The sequence below is a fragment of the Cupriavidus sp. GW823-FHT07B10 genome (assembly GCF_058794355.1).
In genome coordinates, this window is sequence record NZ_JBXAGS010000010.1 from 78,128 (window position 1) to 96,361 (window position 18,234).

Genomic DNA, 18,234 nt, shown 5'->3' on the forward strand with positions numbered 1-18,234 from the left:
GCAGTGCTGCTGCACCAGGGGTGGCCGACAGCAACGTGTCGGCCGATACTGGCGGCCGCGCTCAGGTCAGCACCTGCTCGGCGGGTACATGGGCGTAGCCATGGGCGCTTGCGACGGCCGCATAAGTCACACTCCCGCGACAGATATTCAGCCCGGCCCGCAGGTAGGGGTCGTCTGAGAGCGCGCGGGACCATCCCTTGTCGGCAAGGGCCATCGCATGACCGATCGTGGCGTTGTTCAGGGCAAAGGTGGAGGTCCTCGCCACCGCTGCCGGCATGTTGGTCACGCAGTAGTGCAGCACGCCGTCCACCACATAGGTCGGATCCGTATGGCTGGTCGGGCGCGATGTCTCGGCGCAGCCTCCCTGGTCTATCGCCACATCCACCAGCACCGAACCCGCTTTCATGCGCGCGACCATCGCACGCGTGACCAGCCTGGGCGCCTCGGCGCCAGGCACCAGCACCGCGCCGATGACCGCATCGGCCGAGAGCAACGCGCGCTCGATACTGTCAGCGCTGGAGTAGACCGTCACGACTCGATTGCCGTACACGGAGCCGAGATGCCGCAGTCGTTCGATATTCTTGTCCAATACCGTCACGCGCGCCCCCATGCCAACCGCGATCTGGACAGCATTGGCGCCCACCACGCCGGCGCCGATCACCACGACATGTGCCGGCGCGACGCCCGGGACGCCGCCGAGCAGCAGTCCCATGCCGCCGTTCGGCTTCTCGAGGTAGGCTGCCGCCACCTGGACCGACATGCGGCCGGCGACCTCGCTCATGGGGGCCAGCAGCGGCAGACCACCGTCAGGCCCCGTAACCGTCTCATAGGCGATGCAGACCGCGCCGGATTGCAGCAGCGCGGCAGTCAGCTCACGGTCCGCGGCCAGGTGCAGGTATGCATAGAGGATCTGCCCGGGCCTGAGCAGCGCCAGTTCGCGTGGTTGTGGCTCCTTGACCTTGACAATCATCTGGGCCCGGTCGTACACGGCCTTCGCATCGGCAGCCAGCTTCGCGCCAGCCGCTTCGTATTGCGCGTCGGAAAGGCCAAGCGCGGCCCCGGCCCCGGCCTGGACCATGACCTGGTGACCGCGGCTGACAAGTTCGCGCACGCAGGCAGGCGCCAGGCCAACCCGGTACTCGTTGTCCTTGACTTCTTTAGGCACGCCGATCCACATGGCCTTTGCTCACGCGGGTGGTAATTCCGGCAGATTCCGCACCAGGTGCTTGAATCCTCAGTCCACGGCCGGATGCACCGAGGCCTGTCCGTGGCCACACGTACGGCGACACCTGCATGGCAGCCTCGATGTCGGCAGATATCGAAATAATTATAGGGCCCAAGGGTTACATAGCTGCCCAGCCATTTCACATCCAAATATCGCCATTCTCGCCCCCTCGGCGGACGCCGCAAGATGTGATTGATGTTTGCCATCACCACTTGCCGGAAGCACCACCACCGCCAAAGCCGCCGCCACCGCCGCCGAATCCCCCGGGGCCCGACCGGCCGCCATATCTTCCCGAGCGGCCGCCGATAGCCAGCAAGCGCATGTGCGGGCCACCCATCAGCGTGAACAAGAGCGCGATTGCCCCTGCAACGATGCCGGCAAAGATGGCGCCAGAAAGCATCCACGCGACCACTCCAACGGCCCCACCCGTCGCGACTGCACCCGGGAAGCGCCCCAGCATGGAACGCAGTAACCCACCCAGAACCAGAGTGAGCACAAGCAGGATTGGCATCAGTTGCCGGACGGGGTCACCCGTATCCCCTGCTCTTTCCTCCGGAGGTGGCAGTGGCTCCCCTTCGATGACCCCAAGCATGCGGTCGATGCCCGCAGACACACCGCCATAGAAGTCGCCCCGCTTGAATCGGGGCACGATATCATCACTGATGATGCGCTTGCTCGCGGCGTCAGTCAGGACGCCTTCGAGCCCGTAACCCACCTCAATACGAAGCGTGCGGTCGTCCTTGGCGATGATGAGCAGCGCGCCGTCATCAACGCGGTTACGTCCCAGCTTCCATTGCTCGACCACGCGAAGCGAATACTGTTCGATGGTTTCCGGTTGGGTAGTGGGAACCATGAGAACTGCAACCTGAGCTCCCTTCCTGGCTTCGAAGGCCTGCAGCGTCTGGTCCAGGGACGCCTGCTGTGCGCGCGTTAGCGTACCAGTCAGGTCAGTCACTCGCGCCGTCAATGACGGAACGGCAACCTCGGCGATGGCTCCGGGAAACACGAAGGCAGTCAGCACCAGAAGCAGGCCTCGCGCGGCCGTGCGCAGGTTCAACTGGCACCACCGAGGGCGCTGGCCGCAGCGGCCCAGACTAATGGCTGGCATGACGAGCACCGCCCACATCTTGCGCACGGCACACCTCCGCAACGAAAGGTCTCTTGACTTCCCTCAGCGGACCCAGGTGTCAGCAGCTGACAAGATCCGTATGTCCGAAGCCCTTGGAATAGTCGAGCACGGAAATGACTGTCGGGGTCACCCTGAATATTCGGACGTCCTCCGCGGTTGGCATCGGCACTGGCAAGGCAATCTGCTCCGGATACTTCAATGGGAACATCCGGAGGATTCTCTCCGCTACGGCCACATCGACCACCGGTTGCGCGTGCGCCGCCATGGACAGGCCGGTAATCGCCATGAGATCTGGCGTGTCGTGATCAATTGTCAGCGAGACACGGTCATCCAATGCCAGATTGGCCGCCTTTTGGCTGCCCGGACCACAGAGGAAGTAGAGCGTGAGACCCTCATTCACATAACCCACAGTGGTAGCCTGAGGCCAGCCATCCGGCCTCAAGGTGGCAAGCGTCATGATCCTGTGTTGGTTCAACAAGGTCAGGATCTTCTGTCTGGTCTCTTCGTCCATATTTGGTCACCTGTTACGCCAGTACAAACAACACCAACGGGGCCGGCACGGCCGGGGGAGCGATCTCCAGCCGGCACGTTCCTGGACAAATGCCCCGCATCTTCTTCATTCCACGACAGCAATGGCTGGTTCAGGCCCATGTCTTGCCTCTCCCCCCAGCTACCTCGGCTTCGGCTATGGGCTATTTCCAAAGTAGCGGTCGCAAGCGCATGCGTGTTGATGGCTGTCAACGAAGCCCAGAGTCCCCTTGGCCGGCCGACCGCCCGCCCGCTGACCCGCATCAACCGGCCTACCCCCCGCCTAAGCCGGAAGCAATGTCTGCGCTCCCGCACCCGGGAACCGCTTCCGGCACCTGGTGATGGGCAGCGTGGCCGAGGGGGAGGTGTGCAGATCGACGGTGCCGGTGCTGCTGGTGCGGGCGGCCGCTGCCGGCCGCCCACTGGAGCTATTCGATGCGGAAGGGGTCATGCGCCAGGGCGTAGCTGAACGCATATTCCAGTTCGCCGGACGCCTGGGCATGCAGCGTACAGAGCGGTGCGCCGGCTACGACCTCGTCGCCGGCGCGCACATGCAGTTCCAGCCCGGCCACCTGCCGGCGCGGCGCCCCGGCCAGCTTCGCCGTGCGCGCGACGTGCCGGTTGTCGACGGACGTCACGATGCCGCTGCGGGCTGCGACCACGTCGCGCCGGAACACCGCCTGCCCCGGGGTGCGCAGCCCCCCTTGCGCTTCACAGATCGCCTGGAACCGGGCCCAGGCGGCACCACTGTCGAGCAGGCTGCCGGCCAGCAGCCGTCCCTGCCCGGGCGGTATTGCACCGCAGAACTCCAGCAGCTCGCCCGCCAGCAGCAGCGAGCGTTCGCGCAGGTCGGCGGGCGCCGTCGGCTGGCACTGCAGCACGGCCAGCACGTCGAGCGCCTCGAGCGCAGGGCCGACGCCCCGGCCCACCGGCTGCGAGCCGTCGGTGCGCAGAATCCGGAGCTTCAGCCCGAACGCGTCCGCGACCTTGGTCATGGCGAGATCCAGGCGCCCCAGATCGCTGTCTTCGCGGATCTTGGCCGTCGGCCCCACCGGCACGTCGATCAGCACGTGGGTGGAGCCGGCGGCAATCTTCTTCGACAGGATTGAGGCCACCAGCTGCGCATCGCTGTCGATATCCAGCGCGCGTTCCACGCGGATCAACACGTCGTCCGCGGGACTCAGGCTCAGCGCGCCGCCCCACACCAATGCAGCCCCGACCTGTTCTACCACGCGCCGCAGTTCCGTCGAATCCAGCGTCACGCGGGTCAGGGCTTCCATCGTATCGGCGGTGCCGGCGGGTGAGGTGATCGCGCGCGATGAGGTCTTGGGCAGCAGCAGCCCGGCCGCTGCCGCGATAGCCACGACGACCGGCGTGGTGCGATTGCCCGGCAGCCCACCGACGCAATGCTTGTCGGCAACCACCTCGCGGTCCCAGTTCAAGCGCTGGCCGGACCGGACCATGGCCCGGGTCAGGTCGACAGTCTCGCGCAGGCTCATGCGACCGTCCGCGCAGGCGGTGAGGAATGCCGCAATATGCACGTCGGCGTACCGCCCTGCACTGATGTCGCCGATGATGCCGTCGAGCTGGACGCTGTCCAGGTGGCAGCCATAGATCTTGGCACGCAGTGCGCGCACCGACTCCAGCGCGGGCGCATGGGTGACATGCACGACATCGCCGGCGCGTGCCGAAAGCGTCCGTGCCGCGCTCAACGACAGGCTCGCTTCGCCCGTGTTCAATAGCGGCGCGCCCAGCAGCGTCAGCGTGGCGATCAACGACCTGTCGCCGATCTGCACGCGCACGCGCGCCTGCGCGGAAAAGCCCTCGGCGCGGCAGACGGGGCAATCCGGATGCATATAGATGACATGCTCCTGCCACGTATCGATCTCGAGCGGCCGGAACACCAGCGCCCCCACTTCGCGGGGCGCGGCGGCGGCCACGACATCGCCGGGACGGCCGGGAATTCCGGGATCAGAACTGGCATCGTTCACGTCATGCCTTGCCGCGTATGACGCCGCTAGCGAGCGTCCAGGGCGTCCAGATTGAGCAGCTCGATGGACTTGCCCTGCACTGTCAGCAGCCCTTCCTGCTGGAACTTGGACAAGGTCCGGCTCACGGTTTCCAGGGTCATGCCAAGGAAGCTGCCGATGTCTTCACGAGTCATGCGCAGCACAAAGGACGTGGCCGAATAGCCGCGTTCGCGGTAGCGTGCCGAGACGTTCAACAGGAATGCCGCCACGCGCTGCTCGGCGGACATGTTGTTGCCTAACAGCATCATCTGGCGCGATTCCCTCACGATCTCGGCACTGAACATCTTGTGCAACTGGCGTTGCAGCGGCTTGATCTCGCGGCATAGCGCCTCGAGCTGGTGAAACGGGATCACGCAGACCACGCTGTCTTCCAGGGCAATCGCATCGCAGTTATGGGTTTCCTGGCAAACGCCGTCCATGCCGATTGAGTCCCCGGCCATGTAGAAGCCGGAGATGGTCTCCTTGCCCCGCTCCGGTGCCACCACGGTCTTGAACGAGCCGACGCGGACCGCATAGAGGCTGCGGAACGGGTCGCCCGCCCGGTACAGCCGTTCGCCCTGCTTGACCGAACGCCAGCTCCGCACGACGGAGTCCAGACGGGCCATTTCGCCGGCCTCCAGGCTGGCGGCCATGCAGATGTTCCGCATCATGCAAGTTGTGCACCGCGCCCGCGCGGGATCCGGCGCCGGCTCCGCAAACGTCTCATCCTCACGCCTGGAGAGCGCGACGGACATGTTGGGGGCGTCACAAACAGCATCAGCTTCAGTATGCAAGTCAAACATGGTTGTCTCCAGCCTGCCGGCCTTTCCCTTATCCCGACCCTCGCCTTCACCCGTGTCGTCTGGCGGACCGCATGTTCGTGCGCGCCGCGATGTGTTTGACTGAAGTATTGGCCTGCCCGCGCTCCGCGCCTAGAAGGCTGCGCTGAGTTGCGTGTCAGAAATGCAGCGTCACTTGTCAGGGTTCCCTGACGCCGGTCATGCCGAACGCCCTGGCTGTCCAAGCTGGCGCATGTGACGTCATGCCGTTATCCCGTGCAAGCAGTCGGGGCAATGTGCCGGCGTTTGATGCAAAGCAAACCGCAACCGCCCCGGCTTGCCAAAGTAAGAAAACACGGCGCGCACGGCGCCGTCATCCAGGAGACCATGATGAGCAACATCAAGCGCTACGACCCGTTCTCGATCGAACCGCTCGGCGACATGCTGCAGAGCATGCTACGCAATTGGCGGATCGGGCCAGACACCGAGCTGCCATTCAAGGTCGATGTGGCCGAGTCCGACAGCAGCTTCACCATTACCGCCGACCTGCCAGGCGTGAAGAAGGAAGACATCAACGTCAGCGTAGACCGTGGGACTGTGATGATCTCCGCCAAGCTCGAGAAAGCTTCCGAGGTAAAAGAAGGCGACCGCGTGATCCGCCAGGAGCGCTACAGCGGCTCGATGCAGCGTGCCTTTACGCTGGACGGCAACATCGACACGGAAAAGATCGATGCCAGCTTCCAGGACGGCGTGCTGCGCCTGGTGCTGCCCAAGAAGGAAAGCTCAAGCCAGCAACGCATTACCGTCCGTTAGGCAACGTTGCGCAAAAAAGGAGACCGGGATGCTAGTCCAGGATATTTGCTCAGCGAAAGCCGTGCATGTCCCGCTGTCCTGCACCCTGCAGGAAGCTGCCGTCCAGATGCGGGACCGCCACGTCGGTGCGCTGATCGTGACAGAGAACTCACCGGCAGGGACGCGCGCGGTCGGCATGGTCACGGACCGGGACATCGTCATCGGTGCGACAGCCACCGGTGCGGATCCATGCCGGACCGACGTGGTCGAGGTGATGACGCGTGGCCTGGTGGCGATCCAACGGGATGCCGTTGTCGCAGAGGCAATGCAGTTGATGCTGACGCACGGCGTACGACGCCTGGCGGTGCTCGATGGCGAGGCAGTGACCGGAGTGGTTGCGCTCGATGATCTGTTCGCCGCTCTCGCAACCGACTGGGGCATGCTGTTTTCGCTGGTGCGCAAGGCGCAGGAACGAGAGCGTTCTGGCAGCGCACAGGCTCTATCGCAAACGTAGCGCCCAGAGACGCACCGGGGCCAACCCGTGGCGCCGCTTGCGGCGCCCTGCCTTTGAAGAGGCCAAGCATGAAAACAGATCATCAGATCCAGAAGGACGTCACCGAGGAACTCGACTGGGATCCGGCGATTGACGCGGCGTCCATCGGCGTCGAGGTCCATGAGGGCATTGTCACGCTGGACGGACACCTGTCCAGCTATGCGGAGAAGCTCGCCGCCGAGCGCGCCGCGGAACGCATTTCAGGCGTACGAGCGGTCGTCGTCAAGCTCGACGTGCATCCGCCCGGCGCCTTCCTCGACGAGGCCATTGCCGAGGCGGCTCGCGGTGCGTTGCAATGGCACGTGCATGTGCCCTCGGACGTCATCAAGGTCCGCGTCGAGCGCGGCTGGGTCACGCTGTCTGGCAACGTCGACTGGGGCTATCAGAAAAAGCTGGCCGAACGCACGGTCAGCCAGTTGCGCGGCGTGATCGGCGTCGTCAACAACATCCGGATGAATGAGAAGACCGCGCCCCCCGACGTGGAGAAGCGCATCGAAGAGGCGCTGCTCCGCCATGCCGTGCGCGAGGCCCACCATATCAGCGTCAAGGTCAAGAACGGCACCGCCACGCTGAGCGGCCACGTGGATTCGCTGGCCGACCGCCGCGCCGCCATCGGTGCCGTATGGTCGGCGCCGGGCATCTCGGCGGTCATTGATCAGCTGGAAACGCGGCCGTGACGCCGATGCCGCGTGCCCGCGCTGGCACGCACGGAGCAGGCGGCACGCGCCGCGATCGCGCCCGAGGGCGCCAGGCAAACAGGAGACAACCAACATGAAAGGCGATATCCAGCTCAAGCAGCATGTGGTCGAGGAACTGGCCTGGGACCCGGCCGTCGATGCCACCGAGGTCGGTGTCCAGGTCAAGGACGGCGTGGTGACGCTGACCGGCCATCTCAGCAGCCATGCCGGCAAGTACGCTGCCGAGAAGGCCGTCAGGCGCGTGCCCGGCGTGAAAGGCCTGGCCGTCGAAATCGACGTGCGCCTGCCCGATGACGCGCAGCGCACGGACGCGGACATCGCACGCGCAGCGAGCAACATCCTGGCGTGGACCTCGGTGCTGCCCGCGGATCGCATCCAGGTGATGGTCGAGGACGGCTGCGTCACGCTGACCGGCACGGTCGACTGGAACTACCAGCGCCTGGCCGCCGAGCACGCGGTGGGCGGCCTGTACGGCGTGGTCAGTGTAGCCAACGCCATCGTGGTCCAGCCTGCGATCGCGGCCCACGACGTGAAGGAACGGATCGCCAGGGCCATCGAGCGCCAGGCGGCGGACGACGCGACCCATGTCGCGGTCGACGTCAAGGACGGCGTGGTGACGCTGCGCGGTAGCCTGCGCAGCTGGGCCGAGCGCGAGGCCGCTTCCGAAGCCGCCTGGGCGGCGCCTGGGGTGAGCGAAGTATCGAACATCATCCAGGTGAATCTCTGACTTCCCGACCGGGCCCTGTCGGGAGGGTTGCCGCCGGTTGCCATGAGGGCCAGCCATGACTGTCCGTAATCTCGATGCCCTGTTCCGTCCGCGCTCGGTCGCGCTCATCGGCGCGACGCTGCGGCCGCATAGCGTGGGGGCAACGGTGCTGGCGAACCTGTCCGCGGGCGACTTCACCGGCCAGCTGTACCTGGTCAACCCGAAGTATGCGACGCTGGCGGGCCAGCCCTGTTACGCGCGCGTCGGCGCGTTGCCGGCACCGCCGGACCTGGCGGTGCTATGCACGCCCGCGCCCACCATCCCGGGGCTCATCGCCGAGCTTGGCGCCGCCGGCACGCGCGCGGCTATCGTGCTGACCGCCGGCTTCGAGGGTCCCGAGGACAGTGCCGCAGGCGCCCTGCGGCAGGCCATGCTGGACGCGGCGCGGCCCCATCTGCTCAGGATTCTCGGGCCAAACTGCGTCGGGCTGCTCGCTTCGGGAATCAGCCTCAATGCCAGTTTCGCGCCCGGCGCGGCCCGGCAAGGCAAGCTGGCATTCGCCACCCAATCCGGCGCGCTGGCCACCGCCGTGCTGGACTGGTCGCGCTCGCGGCAGATCGGCTTTTCCCATTTCATCTCGCTGGGCAACAGTGCCGATGTGGACGCAGCCGACGTGCTCGACTACCTCGCCGGCGACGCCGGGACGCATGCGATCCTGCTCTACGTGGAAGCGATCCGCCATGGCGCAAAGTTTATGTCTGCGGCACGCGCCGCCGCCCGCAACAAGCCGGTGCTGATCGTCAAGGGCGGACGCTCGGCGCAGGCTGCACGCGCCGCCGCGTCCCACACAGGCGCCATGGCGGGTGCCGACGACGTCTACGACGCCGCCATCCGGCGTGCCGGCATGCTGCGCGTGGACAGCACCGAGGGCCTGTTCGACGCCGTCGAGATGCTTGCCCGCATGCAAGGGCTGCGCGGCGAGCGCCTCGCCATCCTGACCAATGGCGGCGGCGCCGGCGTGATGGCGACGGATGCGCTGGCGGATGCCGGCGGGACCCTGGCCCGACTGTCAGACCAGACCCTGGCCCGGCTGGACTTGGTGCTGCCCGCCACTTGGCCGCGCGCGAATCCAATCGACATCATCGGCGACGCGCCCGTCGAGCGCTACCTGCAGGCCTACGCCATCCTGTGCGAGGCGCCCGAGGTTGACGCTGTGTTGATGATCCATGCGCCCACGGCCATCGTGCCAGCCGCCGAGATCGCAGCCGCGCTCGTCAGCGCGCCGTCGGGCGGCAAGCCGCTGCTGACCGCATGGCTCGGGGCGGATGCCGTGCTGCAGGCACGCCGCTTGTGCCGGCATGCCGGCGTGCCGACCTTCGATACCCCGGAGCGGGCAGTGCGCGGCTTCCTGCAGGCCTGCGAATACCACAGGAACCAGCAATTGCTGATGCGCACGCCGCCCGCAGACGACACGTACACGCAGGCCGACAAGGAACAGGTGCGCACGATCATCGGCAATGCCCTGCGCGCCGGCAGGGCGTTGCTGACCGAACCGGAGGCCAAGGCCGCGCTGGCCGCCTACGGCGTCCCCGTGGTCGCGACCCGGACCGCGGCAAGCGTCGATGAGGCTGTCGACCAGGCCACACGGATCGGATATCCGGTAGCGCTCAAGATCCTGTCCCCGGACATCACGCACAAGTCTGCCGCGGGCGGCGTTGCACTGGACCTCGCCGATGCCGCCGCGGTGCGCAGCGCCGGCAGCGCCATGCTCGAGCGGATCTGGCAGCAAGCCCCGGAGGCACGGCTGGAGGGCTTCACCGTCCAGCCGATGGCCGGGCACGGCGATGGCTTCGAGCTGATCGTCGGCGCCGCCACCGATCCCGTGTTCGGCCCCGTCTTGCTGTTCGGCCATGGCGGCGTCAACACCGAACACATCGGCGACCATGCGGTTGCGCTGCCGCCGCTCGACGCGCTGCTCGCGCAAGACCTGGTGTCGCGCACCCGCATCGGGCGCCTGCTGGAAGGCTGGCACGGACACCCGGGCGTCGACGGGGACGGCTTGCTCCAGGTACTGGTACAGGTATCACGCCTGGTCTGCGACATTCCCGAGATCGCCGAACTCGATATCAATCCCCTGCTGGCGAGCGCGACAGGCGTCATCGCGCTCGATGCCCGCATCGCCATCAAGGCGCCGGCGCCGGGCACGCGGCTGGCCATCCAACCCTATCCGGAAGCGCTGGAGGAACGCGTCGAGCAGGACGGCCGCACCATTGTGCTGCGGCCCGTGCGCCCGACCGACGAGGCAGCCTACCAGGCGTACTTCCGCCAGCTGACGCCGGAAGATATCCATGCACGCTACTTCTGCACGTTCCGCGAGCCGGAACACAGCCAGTTGGCAAGGCTCACGCAGATCGACTACGCGCGCGAGATGGCGTTCATCGCGACGACTACCGATGCATGTGGCCAGGCTTCCATCCTGGGAGAGGTCCGGGCGGTTGCGGATCCGGACAATGTCCAGGCAGAGTTCGGTATCGCCGTGCGCTCGGACTGCAAGGGACAAGGACTGGGAAAGCTGCTGCTCGACAAGCTGATCCGCTACGCGCGCGAAAAGGGCATCGGCGCGCTGGTGGGCTGCACCATGCAGCACAACCGGGCCATGCTGACGCTGGCGCGCACCTGCGGCTTCAGGACCAGCATCGCGGCCGGCGCCGACGGTGTCAGTCTGCACCTTGCGCTGCGCGAGGAGAATGCCAGCGTTCGCACGCAGGGTTGAGGCATCGCAATCGGCACGCGCGCGCAAGGCGTTGGCAATTTCGATCGCCTTCAGGCGCACTGCCGGCGGCGGCCGCTTTCCTGAGACAAGCCGGTAGCCGACAACCTCGGTTGCAGACGCCACCCAGCCGGCTTGCTTGTCGAAACTGTCGTACTCGCTACTGCCAAGCCGGCAAGGCGTGCGCGCGCATGTCAGGGATCACTGACAGTGCCTTCTGCCCCCCTGACGCGACTCTCAGCCGCCCCTGATTTGCCACCGCAAGGGGAGCCGCGATACTAGGACCATGCCAGACCGCAATCCTGCCCGCCTGCTTACCGTGTACTTGCTCGAGCATGCCAATGCGATCCGAACCAGGCAGCTCGGCCTGCTTGGGCGAATGCCTGGCATCCGAGTCGCGGGTGCGGGCGCCAGCGCAGCCACGGAACTTGCCCCGCTCCTGCGTCATCGCCCCGACGTCGTCCTGATCAGCCTGGGCACGGGCTATGCTCATGCGCTCCAGGAGGTCAGGACGCTGAGGTCGACGCTACCGGATTCGATCGTGATCGTGCTGGCCGACAACCTCGGCCCGCCGCTGCGCCGCGCCTGCCTGAAGGCAGGCGGGAGCTACTGCTTTGACAAGACGCTGGAACTCGATGCGCTGCGCCAGACCCTGGCCGGGCTGGCTGCGACTTCGGGGCGATAGGGCACAAAGCCAGCGGCCGACCGACGCTGCACTGTGGCACTACAGGTCCGCATCGTCGTCGAACAGATGATTGCGCATGGCATAGCGCAACAGCATGGCTTCATTGGGCATCTGCATTTTTTCCATCAGCCGCATCTTGTAGGTGCTCACGGTCTTGGCGCTGACGCACAGTGCCGTGGCGATCGCCGTGATGGGCTCGCCCAGCACCAGCCGCCGGTAGACTTCCAGTTCGCGGTCCGAGAGCCTCAGGTGCGGCAGGTCGTCGCTCTGGTCCTTCAGCCCGCTTGCCAGCTTCGTGGCCATCGACTGGCTCACATAGGTGCCGCCCCGGGCTACCTGGCCGATGGCGGACACCAGTTCCGTAGCCGCGCTTTCCTTGGTCAGATAGCCCGCCGCTCCAGCCTGGAACGCACGAACGATGTATTGCTCCTCGGCGTGCATGGTCAAGACCAGGATGCGCAGGGCCGGGTGCTCGCCGCGCAGCAAGCGGATCAGTTCCAGCCCGCTCCTGCCGGGCATGGAAAGGTCAAGCAGGAGCACCTGCGGGGTGCATTCCCGTACCATCCTGGGCACTTGTGTACCATCTGCCGCCTCGCCGACGACCTCGAACACACCGGCCCGTTCCAGGATATGCCGCAGGCCATCCCGTACCACAGCATGGTCATCCGCAATCATCACCCTTGTCATGCCCGTTCCCCTGCTCTCGCGGAAATCGCACGACCAGGCGAAAGCCATCGTCGGGCGAACTCTGGACAAGGCTGCTCGCCTGCGGAGCGGATGAAGACGCCTTCAGGGGCATGCTCTCGTCACTATTACCTTGCCAATGGACTATAGAGTTTGTGCGCGGAAAGGCAACGGCATGGGAAGCGAGATGCGGCTCAGAACCGGAAATTCGCAGGTACCGGCGACGTCGGAGCCACAACCCGTGTGCCGACACCGGCTGAGCCACGCACGTTGGAAACTAGCTCAGGATGCGGCTCGGGTATGTCGGCAAACCAACATTCGGCCGGCACGCAATGTGCCGGCCGAACGAGCCTGCGGCCAGGCCATGCGCTGCCACTGCCCCACCGGCAGCGGTCACCCGTCAGTGCGACATGAAGACTGGCAACGATGACTGACGCACCAGGGCGCGGGTGGTGCCACCCAGCACCAGCTCCTTCAGCCTGGAACGGCCATAGCCGCCGGCGACCAGCAGGTCGGCCTGTACCTTGCAGGCAAGTTGCGGCAGAACGTGGTCGGGGTCGCCCTCCCCGACAACCAGATCGGCATTGATGCCATGGCTGGCCAGCCACGCTGTCAGCCGGTTCCCGCTGTCACGGCAGGTCTCTTCGTCAATGGCAGCCGCGCTGACCACCAGGGCGGTAACAGCACTGGCATGCGCGAGCCACGGCAATGCGTCCGCTACTGCCCGCGCGGCCTCTCGACCGCCGTTCCATGCGATCGCGACATGACCACCAAAGCGCGGGCCGGCCGCGCCCGGCACCAGCAGGATGGGCCGTCCGGCATTGAGCATCGCATACTCCGCAACCCCGGCCAGCAGCGCCGGCACATCGGCATCCGCCGACGGCGGTGCGGGAAGGATGAGATCGGCGAAACGCCCCTCGTCGGCAAGCGCCCAACCGGATTCAGCGTCGATAATGATGTGCCGGGTGGGGATGTCCGGCGACACTTGCCTGGTCAGCGTGTCGAGGGTCTCCTTGTGACCGGCAACCAGCTTGTGCAGCTGGCTGGCGGCAAGGGCCGCGTATTGTCCGGCTTCTTCGCCCGCCCCGCGAAACGGCTCCAGGTTTGTTCCAGTCGCAGTCAGCCCGACCACGCTGCCGCCGAATTTCGCGGCAACCCGTGCGGCTGTTTCAATGCGTGCCGACCGGGCAGAATCTTCGCTGAGGTCGACGAGGATGGTTCTGAAGTCCATGACGTGATTCCGGTTTGGCAGACGTAACGAAAGGCGCACATATCAGGCGCCGGCCTGGATCAGTCGAGCGGATAGGAGCGCCGATATTCCGGCATGGTGACCGCCCAGCGCAGGTCGCGCTCGATGTGCTGGCGCAGCGCATCGCTTGCCTGTGGCTCGCCGTGCACGACAAACGTACGCCGCGGCGCCTGGTGAAAGCCGCCGAGCCAGGTCATGAGTTCCGCGGCATCGGCATGTGCGGACAGGTTCTCCACCTGCTCCACCGACGCATGCACGGCGATGTCCTTGCCATGGACGCGGATGTCGCGCCGGCCTGCGGCCAGCGCTGCGCCGCGCGTACCCGCCGCCTGGAAGCCGGAAAGCAGAACGGTGTTGCGAGGGTCCGGGCCGTAGGCGGCAATATGGTGGACCACACGACCACCGGTAGCCATGCCGCTGCCAGCCAGGATGATCTTGGGACTTCGGTCGTGGTTCAGCCAGATCGACTGCTCCATGCTCTGCACCGGGGTGGCGAGATTGCAGGCTGCGGCGCACTCTTCGCGGCTGATGCGCAGCTCTTCCGGATGCAGCGAGAAAATCATGGTCGCGTCGATGGCCATCGGGCTGTTGAGGTACACCGGCACGTCGGGGATTCGCTTGAGTTCGCGCAGGCGGTGCAGGCAGTACAGCAGGCTCTGCGTGCGCCCTACCGCAAAAGCGGGGATGATCAAGCTGCCGCCGCGGCCAATCGTCCGGCTGACGATCTCGCCGAGCACATCGAGCGGGTCGTCGTCCGGATGCCGCCGGTCGCCGTAGGTTGACTCCACCAGCAGGTAATCCGCCTGACGCACCATCTCCGGCGCGCGCATGACGATGTCCTGCTGCCGCCCGAGGTCGCCTGAGAAGACGATGCGCTTGCCGTCGACGAACAACGTGACGATAGCCGCGCCGATGATATGTCCGGCCCGGGCAAACTCGGCCTCTACGCCGGGCACTACCTGGAAGCGCTTGCCGAACTGCATCGGCTGGAGCCGCCGCATTGCTCGTGCAGCGTCGGCTGCTGTGTAAAGAGGCAATGCGGGCCGATGACGCGAGAAGCCCTTGCGGTTCGCATAATCGGCGTCTTCTTCCGCCAGGTGGGCGCTGTCTGGCAACAGGATTCCGCACAGCTGCGCGGTGCCCATGGTGCAGTGCACGCTGCCGCGGAAGCCGTTGCGCACCAGCAGGGGCAAATACCCGCTGTGGTCGATGTGGGCATGGGTCAGCACCACGGCGTCGAGCTTGGCCGGATCGAGCGGCAGTGGGTCCCAGTTGCGCAGGCGCAGGGTCTTGTATCCCTGGAACAAGCCACAGTCGACCATGACCTGGTGACGGCCGGTATCGAGCAGGTACTTGGAGCCGGTGACCGTATCGGTCGCGCCGAGGAATTGCAGTTGCATGCTGGTGTCCTTTGACGCTTGCGCAAGGCCGTTGGCCCCGCCACGGGTGCCGCTGGCCGATACAGCCAGTCTAGGAGGGGGAACCGGGTGGTGGTTGATCCGGATCAATCATGCGGAAACGCGAGTACCTACGCTTGAACAGTGTCCGGACCCGCCCGCCGCACGTGGCGTACGCCCAGGGTGTGCACGCGTGGCTCCGCGCCGGGCATACCTTGGGAAACCTCATGCAAAATCGCTCCAGCGCGTTGCAAACGGATCGCCCCCGATCTCACGAAGAACATTCCGGCACCCGGGATCGCGTCGATCCGGGACATGTCCCACCCGGCCTGACCACCGCGCAGGCTAATGCGCGGCTGGCCGAGGTGGGCCGCAATGTGCTGCCTCAGGCGGCCCCTAGGTCGGTGGCCGCGGTGTTTCTGCGCCAGTTCCTCAGTCCGCTTATTTACATTCTCCTGGCCGCGGCAGCGGTGTCGCTCGCGTTGGGTGACCTGAAGGATGCACTGTTCATCGGGGCAGTACTGCTGATTAACGGCGTCATCGGCACCGCACAGGAGCATACGGCCGACAAGGCGGCCGTGGCGCTGCGCAAGATGGAGCAGCCCCGTGCCACGGTGATCCGGGACGGCATCCAGCAGGAGATCGATGCAAGTACGCTGGTACCGGGCGACCTGGTGGTGCTGGAAGCCGGCAACCGAGTGCCGGCCGACCTGGAACTGACCTCCGCCATTGACCTGCAGTGCGATGAATCCCTGCTGACTGGCGAATCGCTGCCGGTGCGCAAGCTCTCAGCATGTGATGCCAGCAACGCCCCAGCGAGCGCCCGCCAGTGCCTGACCTTCGCCGGCACGGTGGTGCTCCGCGGCAGGGGCCACGGCATCGTCGTGGCAACTGGCGCTGCCACGCAAATTGGCCGGATTGCGCGGGAACTGGGCCGCGAATCCATCTCGCAGCCACCTTTGATTCTCAGGCTCCAGCGTTTTTCCCGACTGATCGCGGTGGCGGTAGGCGTGGCTGTGGCGTTGCTGGTGTTGGTGGGTATGCTGCGCGGCATGGCATTGCGCGAACTGTTCATGATGTCGGTCGGACTGGCGGTGAGCGCGATCCCCGAAGGACTGCCCGTCGCCATTTCGGTGGCGCTGGCGATCAGCATGCGGCGGATGGCGAAGGCCCATGTGATCGTGCGCAAAATGCCCGCCGTGGAGTCGCTTGGATCCTGCACCATGATCGCCACCGACAAGACCGGCACCCTGACCATGAACGAGCTTGTCGTCACCGATATCCGGCTTCCCGACGGCACGGCGTTTTGCTGCGACGTCGGACACGATCTGGACAACTGCACGATCCGCGCCGCCGGCACCACCGACCATGACGCGAGAACGCGGGTAGCGGCCCTGCTAAGGGCCGCGGCGCTGCCAAACGAGGCCCAACTATCCAGGGAGCGTGATGGCTGGACTGGCACCGGGGACAGCGCGGACGTGGCGCTGCTGGCCGCAGCGCACAAGGGGGGCACCGTAGCCAATGAGATCCGACAGCGGTACCCCTTGGTGGCCCGTATCCCGTATGAGCCAGACCTGCGGTACGCGGCCTCGTTCCACCGGCACGAAGAGACGATCCGCGTGTTCGTCAAGGGAGCGCCCGAGACTCTGATTGCCATGTGCGACCAGGCGGACGTTCGCGGCCATGCCGTGCCGATCCGGCGCGAAGGACTGCTTCGGGAAAAGGCAGCGCTGGCCGCGCAAGGACTACGCGTGCTGGCGTTCGCAGAAGGCACGATTGATGCAGAGCCGGACGGGTTCTACGGACACGGGCACCTGGTCAACCTGACCTTTCTGGGAATGGCAGGCATGAAGGATCCGGTTCGCCCGGAGGTCCCGGACGCTATCCGACGCTGCTACAGCGCCGGCATCGACGTGGCGATGGTGACTGGCGACGATCCGTTGACAGCCAGCGCAATTGGCGCGCAGGCGGGGCTGCGCTTTACCACGGACCAGGTCGTGACGGGCGAGCAGGTGCGCCAGGCCGAGAGCAAGGGGCCGCACGGACTCGACCAACTGACCCGCCGTGCGCGCATCTACGCCCGCGTCAGTCCGGATCAGAAGCTGTCCATTGTCCTGTCGCTGGCAAGAACCGGCCATTTCGTGGCAGTCACCGGCGACGGCGTCAACGACGCTCCTGCGCTCAAGCACGCACACGTCGGTGTGGCCATGGGCCGAAAGGGAACTGAAGTAGCGAAGGAAAGCGCAGACATAGTCCTCACCGATGACAACTTCGCGTCCATCGTCAACGGCATAAATGAAGGCAGGGTGGCGTACGCGAACATTCGCAAAGTCATCTTCATGGTGGTTTCCACGGGCGCGGCCGAAATGGTTCTGTTTCTGCTGGCGATTCCCCTGGGCCTGCCAATGCCATTGCTGCCGGTGCAGCTGCTGTGGCTCAACCTCGTAACCAATGGCATCCAGGATGTGGCTCTGGCTACCGAGCATGCGGAAGGCGACGAACTGTCATATCCGGCGCGCAAGCCCCGGGAGCCGATCTTTGACCGCGTAATGATCCGCCGCATCTGCTATTCGACTCTTGTCATGGGCGTAGGGGGATTTGCAACTTTCTACTGGCTGCTCGACCGCGGCTATCCCCTAAACGAGGCACGCAACCAATTGCTGCTGCTGTTTGTGCTGTTTGAGAACTTGCAGACGTTTAGTAGCCGTTCAGAGCGCCACTCCGTATTCCGACAGGGGGTCTTCGCCAATCCGATGCTGGTGGTCAGCGTACTGGCTGCCCAGTTACTCCATATCGCTGCCATGTACATACCCGGGCTAAGCGACACGCTCGGTCTCACACCTGTGTCGGCTACGACGTGGGCTGGACTGTTGTCGCTCGCGCTCACATTGACGATTGCAGTGGAGCTGGACAAATGGTGGAGCCGGCGGTGCAAGCTGTAGCGGGAGACCGGTGCTCGCCAACTCAGAATTCCATCACCCCGTTGGCCACGGAGCACAGGCGCCGCTCTTCCCACAGAAGCCAATAGGG

15 protein-coding genes are annotated in these 18,234 nt (G+C 65.6%); 7 read left to right on the top strand and 8 right to left on the bottom strand.

Going from position 1 to position 18,234, the window contains the following annotated elements:
- Positions 1 to 61: 61 nt before the first annotated feature.
- From ald to AC1Q6V_RS20915, 5 genes are all read right to left on the bottom strand, one after another.
- Positions 62 to 1,177 (bottom strand): alanine dehydrogenase, encoded by a 1,116-nt coding sequence (gene ald / locus AC1Q6V_RS20895; RefSeq protein ID WP_010809951.1) that lies wholly within the window; start codon positions 1,175 to 1,177, stop codon positions 62 to 64.
- Positions 1,178 to 1,430: 253 nt separating this feature from the next.
- Positions 1,431 to 2,282 carry a TPM domain-containing protein gene (locus AC1Q6V_RS20900; RefSeq protein WP_454750955.1) on the bottom strand — a complete coding sequence of 284 codons (852 nt, stop codon included), beginning with the start codon at positions 2,280 to 2,282 and terminating at the stop codon, positions 1,431 to 1,433.
- A 130-nt stretch (positions 2,283 to 2,412) separates the two neighbouring features.
- Positions 2,413 to 2,865 (bottom strand): pyridoxamine 5'-phosphate oxidase family protein, encoded by a 453-nt coding sequence (locus AC1Q6V_RS20905; RefSeq protein WP_010809949.1) that lies wholly within the window; start codon positions 2,863 to 2,865, stop codon positions 2,413 to 2,415.
- 445 nt (positions 2,866 to 3,310) lie between these two features.
- Positions 3,311 to 4,822 (bottom strand): thymidine phosphorylase family protein, encoded by a 1,512-nt coding sequence (locus tag AC1Q6V_RS20910; RefSeq protein WP_439667948.1) that lies wholly within the window; start codon positions 4,820 to 4,822, stop codon positions 3,311 to 3,313.
- A 77-nt stretch (positions 4,823 to 4,899) separates the two neighbouring features.
- Positions 4,900 to 5,646 (bottom strand): helix-turn-helix domain-containing protein, encoded by a 747-nt coding sequence (locus AC1Q6V_RS20915; protein WP_454750956.1) that lies wholly within the window; start codon positions 5,644 to 5,646, stop codon positions 4,900 to 4,902.
- 414 nt (positions 5,647 to 6,060) lie between these two features.
- On the opposite strand from AC1Q6V_RS20915, the gene AC1Q6V_RS20920 reads away from it, so the two are divergent.
- The 6 genes from AC1Q6V_RS20920 to AC1Q6V_RS20945 all read left to right on the top strand — a co-directional run bounded on the left by AC1Q6V_RS20920 (position 6,061) and on the right by AC1Q6V_RS20945 (position 11,874).
- Complete coding sequence (locus tag AC1Q6V_RS20920; RefSeq protein ID WP_010809946.1) at positions 6,061 to 6,483, top strand: Hsp20/alpha crystallin family protein; 423 nt, start codon at positions 6,061 to 6,063, stop codon at positions 6,481 to 6,483.
- Positions 6,484 to 6,511: 28 nt separating this feature from the next.
- Entirely contained in the window at positions 6,512 to 6,976 is a 465-nt protein-coding gene (locus AC1Q6V_RS20925) for a CBS domain-containing protein (RefSeq protein WP_010809945.1), read from the top strand.
- Positions 6,977 to 7,044: 68 nt separating this feature from the next.
- Positions 7,045 to 7,692 (top strand): BON domain-containing protein, encoded by a 648-nt coding sequence (locus tag AC1Q6V_RS20930; RefSeq protein WP_010809944.1) that lies wholly within the window; start codon positions 7,045 to 7,047, stop codon positions 7,690 to 7,692.
- Positions 7,693 to 7,786: 94 nt separating this feature from the next.
- Positions 7,787 to 8,440 (top strand): BON domain-containing protein, encoded by a 654-nt coding sequence (locus AC1Q6V_RS20935; protein ID WP_011615455.1) that lies wholly within the window; start codon positions 7,787 to 7,789, stop codon positions 8,438 to 8,440.
- Between the two features lie 55 nt (positions 8,441 to 8,495).
- Positions 8,496 to 11,192 (top strand): bifunctional acetate--CoA ligase family protein/GNAT family N-acetyltransferase, encoded by a 2,697-nt coding sequence (locus AC1Q6V_RS20940; protein ID WP_492316396.1) that lies wholly within the window; start codon positions 8,496 to 8,498, stop codon positions 11,190 to 11,192.
- Between the two features lie 283 nt (positions 11,193 to 11,475).
- Positions 11,476 to 11,874, top strand: coding sequence for a response regulator (locus tag AC1Q6V_RS20945; protein ID WP_011615457.1), 399 nt, complete (start codon positions 11,476 to 11,478; stop codon positions 11,872 to 11,874).
- 39 nt (positions 11,875 to 11,913) lie between these two features.
- On the opposite strand, the gene AC1Q6V_RS20950 is transcribed toward AC1Q6V_RS20945, so the two are convergent.
- The 3 genes from AC1Q6V_RS20950 to AC1Q6V_RS20960 form a co-directional block, all read right to left on the bottom strand.
- Positions 11,914 to 12,561 carry a response regulator transcription factor gene (locus AC1Q6V_RS20950; RefSeq protein ID WP_010809940.1) on the bottom strand — a complete coding sequence of 216 codons (648 nt, stop codon included), beginning with the start codon at positions 12,559 to 12,561 and terminating at the stop codon, positions 11,914 to 11,916.
- A 397-nt stretch (positions 12,562 to 12,958) separates the two neighbouring features.
- Entirely contained in the window at positions 12,959 to 13,789 is an 831-nt protein-coding gene (locus tag AC1Q6V_RS20955; protein ID WP_011615458.1) for a universal stress protein, read from the bottom strand.
- Between the two features lie 59 nt (positions 13,790 to 13,848).
- Positions 13,849 to 15,207 carry an MBL fold metallo-hydrolase RNA specificity domain-containing protein gene (locus AC1Q6V_RS20960; RefSeq protein ID WP_010809938.1) on the bottom strand — a complete coding sequence of 453 codons (1,359 nt, stop codon included), beginning with the start codon at positions 15,205 to 15,207 and terminating at the stop codon, positions 13,849 to 13,851.
- Positions 15,208 to 15,431: 224 nt separating this feature from the next.
- Between AC1Q6V_RS20960 and AC1Q6V_RS20965 the strand changes: the two genes are divergently transcribed.
- Positions 15,432 to 18,146 (top strand): cation-translocating P-type ATPase, encoded by a 2,715-nt coding sequence (locus tag AC1Q6V_RS20965; protein WP_454750409.1) that lies wholly within the window; start codon positions 15,432 to 15,434, stop codon positions 18,144 to 18,146.
- Positions 18,147 to 18,234 lie beyond the last annotated feature (88 nt).